This window comes from Natronococcus sp. A-GB1 (assembly GCF_029688845.1).
GTDB lineage: Archaea > Halobacteriota > Halobacteria > Halobacteriales > Natrialbaceae > Natronococcus.
Genome location: NZ_JARUKW010000006.1, coordinates 176,062 through 189,840, shown reverse-complemented (window position 1 = coordinate 189,840; position 13,779 = coordinate 176,062). Strand labels below are relative to the sequence as shown.

13 protein-coding genes are annotated in these 13,779 nt (G+C 66.4%); 4 read left to right on the top strand and 9 right to left on the bottom strand.

What is annotated here, in order from left to right; genetic code table 11:
• The first annotated feature begins 80 nt into the window (after positions 1-80).
• Positions 81-2,255 (top strand): thioredoxin domain-containing protein, encoded by a 2,175-nt coding sequence (locus tag QA600_RS09235; RefSeq protein WP_278291654.1) that lies wholly within the window; start codon positions 81-83, stop codon positions 2,253-2,255.
• A 4-nt stretch (positions 2,256-2,259) separates the two neighbouring features.
• Here QA600_RS09235 and QA600_RS09230 read toward each other — a convergent pair whose 3' ends face one another.
• Positions 2,260-2,646, bottom strand: coding sequence for a thioredoxin family protein (locus QA600_RS09230; RefSeq protein WP_278291653.1), 387 nt, complete (start codon positions 2,644-2,646; stop codon positions 2,260-2,262).
• 48 nt (positions 2,647-2,694) lie between these two features.
• A complete protein-coding gene (locus tag QA600_RS09225) occupies positions 2,695-3,024 on the bottom strand; it encodes a VOC family protein (RefSeq protein WP_278291652.1) in 330 nt (109 codons plus the stop codon).
• 124 nt (positions 3,025-3,148) lie between these two features.
• On the opposite strand from QA600_RS09225, the gene QA600_RS09220 reads away from it, so the two are divergent.
• From QA600_RS09220 to QA600_RS09210, 3 genes are all read left to right on the top strand, one after another.
• A complete protein-coding gene (locus QA600_RS09220; protein WP_278291651.1) occupies positions 3,149-4,207 on the top strand; it encodes a Glu/Leu/Phe/Val dehydrogenase dimerization domain-containing protein in 1,059 nt (352 codons plus the stop codon).
• Between the two features lie 95 nt (positions 4,208-4,302).
• Positions 4,303-5,280: a PLP-dependent cysteine synthase family protein gene (locus QA600_RS09215; RefSeq protein ID WP_278291650.1), complete on the top strand. Its 978-nt coding sequence runs from the start codon at positions 4,303-4,305 to the stop codon at positions 5,278-5,280.
• Positions 5,281-5,424: 144 nt separating this feature from the next.
• On the top strand, positions 5,425-6,114 hold the full coding sequence (locus QA600_RS09210; RefSeq protein WP_278291649.1) for a hypothetical protein: 690 nt from the start codon (positions 5,425-5,427) through the stop codon (positions 6,112-6,114).
• Positions 6,115-6,142: 28 nt separating this feature from the next.
• On the opposite strand, the gene QA600_RS09205 is transcribed toward QA600_RS09210, so the two are convergent.
• From QA600_RS09205 to QA600_RS09175, 7 genes are all read right to left on the bottom strand, one after another.
• Positions 6,143-6,661: a DUF5804 family protein gene (locus QA600_RS09205; protein ID WP_278291648.1), complete on the bottom strand. Its 519-nt coding sequence runs from the start codon at positions 6,659-6,661 to the stop codon at positions 6,143-6,145.
• A gap of 54 nt (positions 6,662-6,715) precedes the next feature.
• A complete protein-coding gene (locus tag QA600_RS09200; RefSeq protein WP_278291647.1) occupies positions 6,716-7,153 on the bottom strand; it encodes a universal stress protein in 438 nt (145 codons plus the stop codon).
• A 173-nt stretch (positions 7,154-7,326) separates the two neighbouring features.
• The gene (locus tag QA600_RS09195) at positions 7,327-8,562 is read right to left on the bottom strand and encodes a hypothetical protein (RefSeq protein WP_278291646.1); all 1,236 of its coding nucleotides are present in this window, start codon (positions 8,560-8,562) and stop codon (positions 7,327-7,329) included.
• Between the two features lie 268 nt (positions 8,563-8,830).
• Positions 8,831-10,009 (bottom strand): tRNA sulfurtransferase, encoded by a 1,179-nt coding sequence (locus QA600_RS09190; RefSeq protein WP_278291645.1) that lies wholly within the window; start codon positions 10,007-10,009, stop codon positions 8,831-8,833.
• Between the two features lie 49 nt (positions 10,010-10,058).
• A complete protein-coding gene (locus tag QA600_RS09185) occupies positions 10,059-10,949 on the bottom strand; it encodes a dihydrodipicolinate synthase family protein (RefSeq protein WP_278291644.1) in 891 nt (296 codons plus the stop codon).
• A gap of 57 nt (positions 10,950-11,006) precedes the next feature.
• The gene (locus QA600_RS09180) at positions 11,007-12,311 is read right to left on the bottom strand and encodes an MFS transporter (RefSeq protein ID WP_278291643.1); all 1,305 of its coding nucleotides are present in this window, start codon (positions 12,309-12,311) and stop codon (positions 11,007-11,009) included.
• A 113-nt stretch (positions 12,312-12,424) separates the two neighbouring features.
• The gene (locus QA600_RS09175; RefSeq protein WP_278291642.1) at positions 12,425-13,630 is read right to left on the bottom strand and encodes a methionine adenosyltransferase; all 1,206 of its coding nucleotides are present in this window, start codon (positions 13,628-13,630) and stop codon (positions 12,425-12,427) included.
• Positions 13,631-13,779 lie beyond the last annotated feature (149 nt).

Sequence of the window (13,779 nt, the reverse complement as noted above, 5' to 3'; positions counted from 1 at the left end):
GGGGCTCGACACGTCGTCACGCCCATCGTCGCGTTCACGGGTACGCCGAGCTTTTCCGGCGTCCGACCGTAGGGCGCTCCATGTCCACCCCCACCGAGCGCAATCGGCTCGACGAGGAGGAGAGTCCCTATCTGCGCCAGCACGCGGACAACCCCGTCAACTGGCAGCCCTGGGACGAGCGGGCCCTCGAGACCGCGCGCGAACAGGACAAGCCGATCTTCCTCTCGATCGGCTACTCGGCGTGTCACTGGTGTCACGTCATGGAGGAAGAGAGCTTCGCCGACGAGGAGGTCGCTGCAGTGTTGAACGAAAAGTTCGTCCCTATCAAGGTCGATCGCGAGGAGCGCCCCGACGTCGACAGCATCTACATGACCGTCTGTCAGCTGGTCAGCGGCGGAGGCGGCTGGCCGCTGTCGGCCTGGCTCACGCCGGAGGCAAAACCGTTCTACGTCGGCACGTACTTCCCGAAGCGCTCGAAACGGGGCCAGCCGGGCTTTCTCGACCTGCTCGAGGGACTGGCGGACTCCTGGGAGACCGACCGCGAGGAGATCGAGAACCGGGCCGACGAGTGGACCGCGGCCGCCCGCGATCAGCTCGAGGAGACGCCCGATTCGATCGGCGCCGCCGAGCCTCCCTCGAGTGACGTCTTAGAGCGGGCGGCCGACGCCGCCCTCCGCAGCGCCGACCGCCAGAACGGCGGGTTCGGCTCCGGCGGGCCGAAGTTCCCCCAGCCCGCCAGGCTGCGGGTCCTCGCCCGGGCGTACGACCGAACCGGGCGCGACGAGTACCACGAGGTCCTCGAGGGGTCGCTCACCGCGATGATCGAGGGCGGGCTGTACGACCACGTCGGCGGCGGCTTCCACCGGTACTGCGTCGACGCCGACTGGACGGTCCCCCACTTCGAGAAGATGCTGTACGATAACGCCGAGATCCCGCGGGCGCTGCTCGCGGGTTACCGGCTCACCGGTGACGAACGGTACGCCGACTCCGTCCGGGATACCCTCGAGTTCGTCTCCAGGGAGCTGACCCACGACGAGGGTGGCTTCTTCAGCACGCTCGACGCCCAGAGCGAGGATCCCGAAACCGGCGAGCGCGAGGAGGGCGCCTTCTTCGTCTGGACGCCCGCGGAGGTCCGGGATGTCCTCGAGAGCGAGCTGGACGCTGACCTCTTCTGTGCCCGCTACGACGTCACGGAGTCTGGCAACTTCGAGGGACAGAGCCAGCCCAACATCGCGGCCTCGCCTTCCGAGCTGGCCGACCGCTTCGACCTCGAGGAGCGCGAGGTCGAAGAGCGGCTCGAGGCCGCTCGAGAGGAGCTGTTCGAGGCCCGCGAGGAGCGCCCGCGACCCAACAGGGACGAAAAGGTGCTCGCGGGCTGGAACGGCCTGATGATCTCGACCTGCGCCGAGGCCGCTCTCGCGCTGGGCGAGGATCGGTACGCGGAGATGGCGACCGACGCCCTCGAGTTCGTCCGGGATCGGCTCTGGGACGCCGACGAGGGACGACTCTCGCGTCGATTTAAGGACGGCGACGTGGCGGTGGATGGCTACCTCGAGGACTACGCCTTCCTCGCGCGCGGCGCACTGGGATGCTACGAGGCCACCGGCGAGGTCGACCACCTCGCCTTCGCGCTCGAGCTGGCCCGCGTCATCGAAGCCGAGTTCTACGACGCCGAGCGCGAGACGCTGTACTTCACGCCCGAGAGCGGCGAGTCGCTCGTGACCCGGCCCCAGGAGCTGACCGACCAGTCGACGCCCGCCGCCGCGGGCGTCGCGGTCGAGACCCTGCTCGCGCTCGAGGGCTTCGCTGGCGAAGAGGACGACTTCGAGGGGATCGCGGCGTCGGTCCTGCGGACCCACGCCGGCCGCCTCGAGTCGAACGCGCTCCAGCACGTCACGCTGTGTCTGGCCGCCGACCGCCTCGAGTCGGGAGCGCTCGAGATCACGGTCGCGGCCGACGAGGTTCCGAAAGAGTGGCGCGAGGCGTTCGGCTCGCGGTACCTGCCCGATCGGCAGTTCGCGCTCCGTCCGCCGACGGCCGAGGGGCTCGAGGAGTGGCTCGCGGCGCTGGAACTCGAGGACGCACCCCCGATCTGGGCCGGTCGCGAGGCTCGCGACGGCGAGCCGACGCTGTACGTCTGCAGAAATCGAACCTGCTCGCCACCGACCCACGACGCCGACGAGGCCCTCGAGTGGCTCGCGGCGTCGGAGACGGGCGGAGAACTGGGCGACGACACCGACGACGTTCCCTTCTGAGGACTCAGACCGTTTCGGTCTCGAGTTCGGACTCGAGCTGTTGTGCGAGCCAGACGGCCGGCGGGATGCGCTCTTCCTCGACGAATCGGGTGATCTCCTCGCCGTCGTCGTCCTCGACGACGATCGTCGGAATGTACTCGACGTCGTAGGCGTCGACCTTCGGCCCCTCCTTGTTCTCGTCGAGGCTGATCTCTTCGATTCGGTCGTTGGGTATCTCGGCTGCCTCGAGCGCCGCGGCGAAATCGGGAAGCAGCGCTCGGCAATCCTTGCACCAGTCGCCCGCCCAAACGAGGTAGGTCAGTTCGTTGCGGTGGGCTGCGAGCGTGTCGACGCTCTCCTCGTAGGAGGCGGCGTCCCACGTCGGGTTCGGTCGCATGGTTTCGAGACTCATACGAACGGGTTACGTGGTCAGCGGCTTAACCGCCATGCTTCCGGCGTCTCACTCGAAGGTCTGGAACTCGACGGCTCGTCCCTCCGGGTCCGTCGTGAAAAACTGGTAAATGTCGTACGTCTCGTTCAACCGCGGCGGCTCGTCGCTCTCATTGGCGAACCGATCGAAAGCGTCGTCGACGCCGGCGCGATCGTCGAAGACGAACGTGACGATCCCCTCGGTGTCGGCCGGCTCGCGCTCACAGAAGCCAAACCGGAACCCGCTTGCCTGCAGGATCGTACAGTCCGGCTGCTCGCGCCAGACGGTCGCACCGAGGTCGCGGTAGAACGAGACGACGGCCTCGCGGCGCTCGGTTCCGAAGAAGACGATTCCGTCCATACCGGTGCGTCGTCGCCGTTTCGCAAAAAGCCACTGGCGGCCACGACCGTGTGGGAGACGGAATCACGCATATAACGATTGCGAGCCGGTAGTATTTTTACGGGAAGCAAAACACGTATATGACATGGTATTCGACTCGATCGGCAACCGCGGCCACGAGCAGGTGTCGTACTTCACCGATACGGAGACGGGGCTGCGAGCGATCGTCGCGATCCACGACACGACGCTCGGGCCCTCCTTGGGCGGTACGCGGATCCTCGATTACGACTCCGAGGCCGACGCGCTCGAGGACGTGCTCCGACTCTCCCACGCGATGACGTACAAGGCAGCGGCCGCGGACCTCCCGCTTGGCGGCGGAAAGGCCGTGATCCTCGGCGACCCCGACGAGGTCAGAACCGAGGCGACCCTCGAGGCCTACGGCCGCGCGGTCGACCGCCTGGGCGGGCGGTACATCACGTCAGTTGACATCAACTCGAGCGCCGCGGAGATGGACGTCGTCGCCCGGGACACCGACCACGTCGTCGGCGCGAGCGACGGGCTGGAGAATCCGTCGGGAGTGACGGCACACGGGGTGTTCTGCGGGATTCGGGCCTGCGTCGACCACGTCTACGGCGTGGACGACCTCGAGGGACTCGATGTCGTCGTTCAGGGACTGGGCAAGGTCGGGCAATCGCTGGCCGAGGAGCTTCTCGAGGCCGGCGCCGCGGTGACGGTCTCGGACGTCGACCGGGAAGCGACGGAGGCGTTCGCGGCCGAACACGGCGCCAACGCCATCGAGCCCGACGCGGTGTACGAACAGCCCTGCGACGTCTTCGCACCGTGTGCGGTCGGCGGGATTCTCAACGACGAGACGATCCCCACGCTGGAGTGTGAGATCGTCGCGGGTGCGGCGAACAATGTGCTGGCCGAACGACGCCACGCCGAGGCGCTTCGCGAGCGCGGAATCCTGTACGCGCCCGACTACGTGATCAACGCCGGCGGACTGGTCACCGTGGCGAAGGACCACTTCGGAGGGACCTACGAGGAGGCCTACGCGGAGGCCGAGGCGATCGAGGGACGGCTGCGCGGGATGATCGAGCGCGCCGACGAGGAGGGGACGACCGTTCTCGAGGCGGCCGAAGCCTACGCCAAAGAGCGGATCGCGGGCGCCGACGGCGAGGCGCAGTCGGTGCCGCGGCCGTAGTCCGTCGAGCCAGTTCGCTCGCTCCCGGTTGCCGACACCGGCACGTCCTGCGAGGGCCAGTACGGGTTTACGTCTCGGCTTCCTACGCGCTCGCAATGAAGGGAAGCATCCTGGACACGATCGGTTCGCCGCTCGTCCAGGTCGACTCGCCGGAGGGGGCGACCGTCGCCGCGAAGGTCGAATCCTTCAACCCCGGAGGGTCGGCCAAGGATCGGCCGGCTCTCGAGATGATCCGAACCGCCGAACGGGAGGGGCTGATCGAGCCCGGCGACTGGCTCGTCGAGCCCACCAGCGGCAACACCGGGATCGGCCTCGCGCTGGTCGCGGCCGCCCGCGGCTACGATCTGACGATCGTGATGCCGGCCTCGAAATCCAAGGAGCGACGGCGGATCATGGCCGCCTACGGCGCCGAGCTCGAACTCGTCGAGGGCGAGATGACGGAAGCCCGCGAGCGTGCCGACGAGCTCGAGGAACGAGGGGCGGTCCAGCTCGGGCAGTTCGAGAACCCCGCCAACCCGCAGGCCCACTACCGCACGACCGGCGAGGAGATCGTCGAGCAGGTCGGCGACCGCGAGGTCGACGCCTTCGTCGCCGGCGTCGGCACCGGCGGTACCCTCTCGGGAACCGGGCGGCGGCTCCGCGAGGAGTTCCCCGAAATGGACATCGTCGCCGTCGAGCCGGCCGAGAACGCCGTTCTCTCGACGGGCGAGCCCGGCAACGACGATTTCCAGGGGATGGGACCCGGCTTCGTCAGCGACAACCTCGACGTCGACCTGATCGACCGCGTCGAGACGGTTCGCCTCGAGGACGCCGAGGACGAGTGTCGCCGCCTCGCCCGCGAGGAGGGGATCCTCGTCGGCCAGTCCAGCGGCGCGACGAGCCTCGTTGCGAACCTGATCGCCGAGGAGATCGCCGAGCCCGAAGCCGGCTGTCCCGAAATCCCGGACGTCTTCGACCGACGCCCTCAGGCGACCCCCGAGACCGACGGTGGAACTCCCGATGACTGCCCGCTGGTCGTCACCGTCTTCTGGGACAGCGGCGAGCGCTACCTCTCGACCGGTCTCTTCGACTGATACGGATCGTTGTAGCGTTTTACCGGTGATCGCTCGGACGAGGACAGCGATCGCCGGGAAAGAACTACAACGGTCCGTATGAGACTACAGTCGCTCTTTCACCTTGGCGAACGCTCTTTATCTCACTCCACATCGGTTCGATGTATGAAAAGTCACTCGAGACGCGGACTGTTGACCGGGACGGCTGGCGCAATCGCCCTTTTCGCTGGCTGTATCGGTGACGACCCGTCGGACGCTGATAACGGGACTGACGAGGATGGAACCGTAGACGACGGGACCTCGACCGACGACGGGGAGAGCGAGGACGATGCGGAAGACGGCGAGAACGAAGATACCGGGGCGGACGACGGTGAGGAAACCGACGGCGAAGAGACCGACGACGAGGAAGCCGACGACGAGGACGGCGCCGGGACGAAGTCGATCGAGGACGCGCCATTTACCACCACTCAGCCGCGCTCGAAGCCGGCCGCGACGCTGCTGGCCGACCGGGAGGACGCCGACGCGTGGCTCGAGGACCGAGACGTCGACGAGGAAGCCGAGGCGTTCCTCGAGGAGACCGCCTTCGACGACGCCTCGCTCGTTGTGCTCGAGGCCCGCGGGCCGAACCTCTGTTACGAACTCGGTCTCGAGGCGGCGGAACTCGAGGCGGGAGCGATCCGGCTCGAGGCGGTCGCTGACGACGGCGACGACGACGGCGGCTGCGCACAACAGGAGGTGACGGTGGGTCGGCTGGTTCGGGTCTCCGACGACGGCGATCCGGTCGGTGAGGGATCCGCAACGATCGTCGACCGCGGCGGCGACGCCCACGAGTTCGAGCTCGGCGCCGACGGGTAAGCGATCGATCGGGACTCGAGACCGTCGGCTACGGCGAGTGCTCCGCTTCGGTCAGTCGGACGACCAGCGTGTCCGCGACGTCCCGGAGGTCGTACTCCGGGAGTTCGCCGTTCGTGCGACGAACGTACAGCGGCTCGACGAGCCGCGGTCTCGTCGGGGTGTTCTCGGTGCCGTCTGTCGTCTCGTCGTCCTGATTCGCCTCGGGTTCCTCCGGGCGCTCGAGCCCGTAGATCTTGCAGAACTCCCCGGTGTCGCCGGCCTCGAGGTCACCGTTTCGAAGCTCGGTCGCCAGCGACCGCGAGAGCCACTCTGTCTCGCTGACCGAGGGCTCCTGGACGAGCGCCTCGTCGACGAATCGGGTGAGATACCAGTCGAGATCGTTCAACAACGAGACCGCCGCGCCGATGCTGACGGTTCGAACGGCGAGGGCGTTCTCGAACGGCCGCTCGAGGTCGTAAGTCGCGAGCGCCTCGCGGGAGGTTTCCCTCGAGAGCAGTTCGTACTGGAGGTTCACCTCGGGATCGCCGACGAGACAGACGCGAGTCACTGCCGGGGTGTTGGCGGATCGCAATAATGGGCGTTTCGTCTCCCGACGGAGCCGTCACTCGATCTTGGAGTCGCGTCTGACGACCAGTACGTCAGCGGGCGCTTCGTTGACGACGTACTTCGAGGCGGTGCCGAGGAGCTTTTCCGACACGCCGTCCGCGCCGGTCGAGCCGATGACGATCACGTCGATATCGTGGTCCTCGGCGTAGGTTTCGATCGTCGTTCGCGGGACGCCAGTTGTCACGGTCGACTCGACCGCAATCCCGGCGTCGGCCGCGTCGCGTTCGATCCGTTCGATGACGCTCCGGGCCGTTTTTCGCTCCTCGGCGATCTTCTCCTCCAGTCCCTTCTGCTCCGGATCCTCGCGAGACTTCTCGACGACGTAGAGCACGTGCAACTCAGCGTCGTACTGCTTTGCCATCCGCAGGGCTCGCTTCGCGGCCAGTTCGGCGTTGTCGCTGCCGTCGGTCGGACAGAGAACCCGCTCGTACACGTTCCGTTGTGTGTTCCTCGAGCAGGAAAACGATCCCTCCTGCGTGTGCACAGCGGGGGGACCCGCAGTCGGTATCGGCCACGTTTCGCGGGTCCTCAGCACGTCCGGACGGACCGTCAGGCCGGGGCGCGACGAATCGTGTGCCAAACTGAGGTTCCGACGGCGCAACGCCGTCAGTACCCCTCGAGTTCCAGGACGTAGAACCCGGTGGTGGCGTCGGCCGCGTAGATGTATCCGCTGTCTCCCGCGAGCTGACTTTCCGCGCCCCAGGTGAATGGGACGTGATCGAGCAGATCCGAGCGAACCGGGTCCTCGCGCCGGACCTCGCCGACGCCCTCGTTCGGCATGTACTGGGAAATGCGAACTGGGTCCTCGGGATCCGAGACGTCGAACGCCTGGACGCCGGCCTTGTAGTCGCCGCTGAAGACGACGTCCTCCTGGTCGTCGACGCCCCAATCCGAGAAGTGACCGGTCCACCAGAACGTCGTGGAGTCGGTCTGGTTGGCGTGTTGCGGGAACTGGAACGACGAGAGCAGTTCGGTCTCGCCGTCGTCGAGGTTGAACTCGACGATGTGTTTGTACCCGGGTTCGCTGCTGCCGACCTCCTCGCCGAGCAAGACGATATCTCTCGAGGGATGCGGAACCGTGTGGTGGCAGTTCCGGAGTGGGACGTCGGCCTCCTCCTCGCGGTAGTCAAACCGGGCGAGTTCAACGGGATCGGTGGGGTCGCTCATATCGAGGATGTACAGCCCAGCGTTCCAGTGGGCGAGGAAAACGTACTCGTCGCGGACGTGCGCGGCGTGGACCATGTGGTCGTCGACCTGAAACTCCGAAACCTCCTCGGGTGCTCCGGGTTCGGAGATGTCGTAGACGACAATTCCTCGATCGCCGTGGTGGAGCGCACAGATGAGATAGTCCTCGCCGAAGGTCTGGACGTTGTGAACGCCGGCGCCAGCGCCCTCGACGCTGACGTGGGTAAGGAGTTCCGGATCCGCCCTGTCGCTGGCGTCGACGACCGCCCAGCCAGCGTCCGGGCCGCCCTCGTTGGCGGTGAACACGTACGGCTCCGTGGGGTGGATGTCGGAGTTTCGAACGTCGTTACCCCGACCGACGTCTGTCACCCCAGTCATCTCGGGATCGGACGGATCTGAGATATCGACGATCCGAACCTCGGGATCGACCGAAGCGAACGATCCCACTGCTGCGAGCTCGAGATCCTCGTTCACCGCGGCGTGGGTGTTCGCCCCGTCTCGTACCCCGAGCGTCGAGTGGCCGACGAGTTCCAGCTTCGGACTACGATTCCCCCGCCCGTTCGCCGAAGCAATGCCGCTCGCGCTTCCGATTGCACCGACCGCACCGATCGTTTTCAGTACCGTTCGCCGCCGAACTGCCTCCCTATTAACTACCATGACCATGATTCTAATCGGAAAGTTTCATATTAGTTATTTTGGTATATTTCATTATTTGAATATAGTATAGAATTGAAGCAGGCCTTCGAGACGCCGTAGTTGTGGAGCCAGGATCGATTTCGAACGGGGCTGTTTATTTACTACCAGGGCGGTCGAACGGTTTGATACTGTACGTCAGTACCGGCGTACCCGCGACCCGTGCGGCGGTTGCGCCGGGACATCGGTACAGCAACCGTATGAGAGCAAGACAACTGCTCTCGGTAGACCGCTACGGCTCGACCAGTTCCGCGTTTCGGGCAGCCTCCTCGGCTCGCTCGAACAGATCGTCGGGTTCGGCCGCGAGCAGGGGCTCGAGCCGGGCGTTGGTCTCGGCCCTGTCGGGCGCGACGCGGTTACAGCCGGCATCGATCGTCGACTCGGCGAAGGTGCCGATCTCGCGGGCCTGGGCGACGATCTCGTTTTTGTCTCGAGTCAGAAGCGGCCGATGGATCGGCAGGCGGGTCGCGCGGCTCGTGACGCCGAGGTTCTGGACCGTCTGGCTCGACTTCTGGCCAGCGGCCTCGCCGGTGACGATCCCGTGGGCGTCGACGCGCTCGGCCAGCACCTCCGCGGCTCGGTAGAAGAAGCGTCGCATCGAGAGCATCCGTCCTTCCTCCATCTCCTCGACGAGGGCGGAGATGGTCTCCCCGCCGGGAACCTTGTAGACCTGCATGTCGAAGTTCGGGGCGTACCGCGAGAGCACTCGAACCGTCTCCATCGCGCGGGCCTCGTGGTCGATCCCGCCGAACGGGCCCAGATCGACGTACACCGGGACGATCGGACTCCCGCGTTTCATCATCTCGTAGGCCGCGACGGGCGAGTCGATCCCGCCGCTGACCATCGCGATTACGGGCTCCTGGGCGCCGAGCGGAAGTCCGCCCGGACCGGATCGCTTCTCGAGGGAGAGGAAGGTACCCTCCCGGCGAACCTCGACGCCGAAGGTAAGGTCGGGATCCTCGAGGTCGACTTCGGGCTCGAACTCGTCTGCGACGGTCTCCCAGACGGTCGATCCGCCCTCTCGGGCGAGGTCCTCGCTGTCGTAGGGCAACTCCTTGTCGGCTCGTCGCGCGTCGACGGCGAAGCTGCCGCCGTCGTAGCGGGCGCGTGCGATCTCCTCAAGCGCGTCGAGGATCAGCTCCTTTTCGGTGCTGACTGTCAGACACGGACTGGCGGAGACGACGCCGAACGTGTCGGCCGCTGCGGCCGTCGCGTCTTCGACGGCCTCCTCGGTCGTGTGGATCAGCAGTCGGCTCCACCGGCGCTCGACCTCCCCGGGAACCGATCGGTCGTCGAGGATCGCCTCGAGGTTCTCCGCGAGGAGGTCCTCCATGTACCGCCTGACGGTGTTGCTCTTGGTGTTGATGTCCCCGTGGCGGACGAGGACGGTATCGGCTCCCGGCGGGTGCATACCGAATCGTAGCCGGGTGCGAGTATAAGGGGATTACGAGCCGGAAGCGTCAGCGCTCGGCGACCGCGAGCGCTCGCTCGAGAGCCGTTCGAATCTCGTCAGCGGCCGCGTCGTCGGTCGAGACCAGCGGGGGTCGGACCTCGTCGGAGGGGAGTACGTCCCGGTGGACCAGTCCCGTCTTCGTCGCCTGGGCGAAGCCGTGGGTCGCGCAGGTCTCGAACAGCGGGGCGATCGCCTCCGACTGCAGCTCCTGCCCGCGGTCGGTTCCGGCCGTCTCGACCGCCTCGCTGAACGTCCGCGGAACGACGTTCGAGAGCGCGTTGATCCCGCCGTCGCCGCCAAGCCGGATCGACGGCACGAGCAGGGAGTCGTAGCCCATCAGACACAGGAACTCCTCGGATGTCTCCCGGACGAGCGACTGGAAGTAGGTCAGATCCCCGCTCGAGTCCTTGATCCCGACGAACTCGTCCCGTTCGGCGAGGGCCGCGACCGTCTCGGGCTCGATCCGCTGGCCCGTGTACTGGGGGATGTTGTACAGCACGATCGGTATGGTCGTCTCCTCGCCGATCCGCTCGAAGAACCGTTCGTTCCCTCGAGGGGCGTTCGCCGGGGTAAAATAGGGCGGGACCAGCGCGGCCGCGTCCGCGCCGGCGTCGGCAGCGTTGTCGACGTGAGCGACGGCCTCGTCGACGCTGGTCGCACCCGAGCAGGCGATCACCGGGCCGTCGGCGTGGTCGACGGTCAACTCGATCACGCGACGGCGCTCCTCGGGACCGAGACTCGGGAACTCGCCGGAGGTACCACAGGCGAAGATGCTATCGATCCCACCCTCCCGGAGGTGTGCGAGCAGGTCGACGAGCGCGGCTTCGTCGATCTCGCCGTCGTCGAACGGCGTGACGGTCGGACAGGTGATCCCGCTGAGTGCGTCGTGAAGGTCCATGGAGGGGGCAGTATCGCTCGCGTAAAAATCGTTGCCCTCGCGGCGATACCCCGGGGATCAGGCCGCCGACTCCTCGACGGTCGGGCTCAGGCTCCCGGTGTGGCTGTAGACGCCGGCGACGAGGACGACGCCGGCCAGTAGAGGAACGACGGTGCTCACCGCGTACATCACTTCGAACCCGATCGTCTCGGCGAACGGCACCGCGATCATCGGTCCGAGTCCGCCGCCGACGTCGCCGAGAACGTTGTTCGTCCCCATCGCCCGTCCCATCCGATCCTCTTCTGTGAGATCCGCCAGCAGGGCGGTCAGCGGACCGCCGACGCCGCCTTGCCCCGCCCCGATCAGCGCACAGGCGAGCACGACGGCGGGTAGCGAGGGCGCCACCGTCAGGACCGCGAAGCCGACACAGGCCGTAACCAGGAAGACGACGAGAATCGGAACCCGTGCGCCGACGGAGTCGCTCAGCGCGCCGCCGACGATCGTAAACACCGCACCGGCCAGCACCGAAACCGCCATCAGCATCCCCGACGTTCCCTGCGCGCCGTACTCGAGGTCGTAGCCGAACGCCGTCGCGGAAATAGTCAGCGCCTCGATCTGCAGGTAGAGCACGAGCGTCGAGAACAGGACGCCGACGTACGCGAAGTAGAGCCCGAAGTTGACCAGCCCGACGGTGAGCGCGGGGACGGTTAGCTCGAGGTCCCACGGCTTGACCGAGGAGTCGCGCTCCTCAACGTGAGTCTCGGGGACGACGAAGTAGGCGATGATACTCGCCAGCCCGGCGAAGGCGGCGGCGAGAACGAACGCCTCGGCGTTGCCATAGGTCTCGCTGACGAGTCCGCCCAGCACGAGCCCCGCGGGGAAGCCGAACGTGATCCCCGCGCGGACGATGCCCATGCTCGTCCCCCGCGAACCGGAGTCGCTAACGTCGGCCGTAATCGTGTACGCCGTCGCAAACACGAGCGCGCTGCCGACGCCCCACATGACTCGAGCAACCATGAACCAGGCTTCGGGGACGTCCGGCAGGAACCACAGCGACGGATGGGCGGCGAGCAGGGCGACGACGTAGCCGAAGGTCGCGACGCCCTCGATCGCCAGCCCCGCGATGAACGGCGTTCGCGTGCCGATTCGGTCAACGAGCACGCCTGCGGGCGCGTTCGCGACCAGCCTGGTCCAGCGGTTGGCCGCGAGGATCGCTCCGACCATGAACGCCGAAATTCCGAGTACTTCCCCGAGATTCGGCAGGATCGGGAAGATGACGCCGCCGCCGAAGCCGACGAAGAAGGTGCTCACGACGACGGCGAGGACGACCGAACGGGGGGAGACGTCGAGTGGTTCGCTCGAGTCAGAGGACGCTTCTGACATGCCAGTGTTTCGATTCGTAACTCGATAGGCCGGACCGGTTCTTGACTATTCCGAAGCCCGGTGCTCGTGCCGGTATCGGATGGCGGAAAACGACGGCCGAAAGCGAAACAGCGCTAGAACGTGGTCAGCTCGCCGTTGATCACCTGACGGGTGATCTCGGTGACGTCGCCGAGTTCGGCGTCGACGATCGTCTCGACGTCTTCTTCGACGTCCTCGAGGGCGACGCCCTCGTCGGTGACGACGTGGACGTCGGCGACGTGGGGCTGGTCGATCGGACGACCGATCTGGGAGAGCAGCCGCACGCGCAGGTCGCGGATGCCGTCGACGTCGTCGACGACCGACTCGGCGATCGACGTCGAGAGCAGGTTGTAGATCTTCCCGATGTGGTTGACGGGGTTTTTCCCGCTGGTCGCCTCCATCGACATCGACCGGTTGGGCGTGATGAGGCCGTTCGCGCGGTTGCCCCGACCGACGGAGCCGTCGTCGCCCTGCTCGGCGGAGGTTCCGGTGACGGTGAGATAGATCGACCCTTCCTCGTAGTCGTCGGCGGTGTTGACGTGAACGTCGACCTCGCGGTCGGTGTGTTCGTCCGCGACCTCGCCGACGAACTCGCGAACCGACTCGACCGCGTCAGCGTACTCGTCGATGTCGGCGATGTACTCGTCGACCATCGCCGCGGCGACGGTGACATCGATCTTATCGCCCTCGCGTTTGCCCATAATCTTCACGTCGGGGCCGAGTTCGGGGTGAGTGCTCGCGTACTCGCCGTTGAGCCGTCGCTCGGCCTCGAGGACGATCTGCTCGGTCTCCGTGAGCGGCGCGTGGCCGACGCCGAAGCTGGTGTCGTTGGCCATCGGAACGCTCACCTCGTCCTCGCCGAAGACTTCCTGGAGGTCGCCGCTGCCCTCGCCGAGCTTGACGTCGACGACGATGTCCTCGCCGTAGGTGAGCTGTGGGATCGTCTCCTCGAGATACTCGCGGGCGGCCCGCAGCGCGATCGTCTCGGCGGGGATCGCCTGGCCCTCGTAGCGCTTGGTCGCGCGGCCGACGATCAGCAGGTAGATGGGATCGACGACCTCGCCGCCGCCGAAGGCGGGCGCGGCCTCGCCGGCGACCAGCTGGGTTTCGTCGGTGTTGAAGTGCAACACTTCGCCGACGCGGTCGATGTACTCGCGGGCGAGCGCTCCCGCGACGCTCTCGGCGACGCCGTCACAGATCGAGTCGGGGTGGCCGATCCCCTTTCGCTCGACGATTTCGACCTCCTGGTCCTCTACTGCCTGGCGGTCGATCGGCTCGACCCGAATATTCCGCTGACTCATTACTGGGAGTTGACCGAGCGTGGTTCTATAACTTGCGGAAACAGATTCCGACCAGAAAATGCTGAGGGGTAATACTGTCGGATGCTGTACACCGATGACCGATCCTGGTGGTCGCGACGGGTTGCCCCTTCGACGTGACGTTCAGCGAG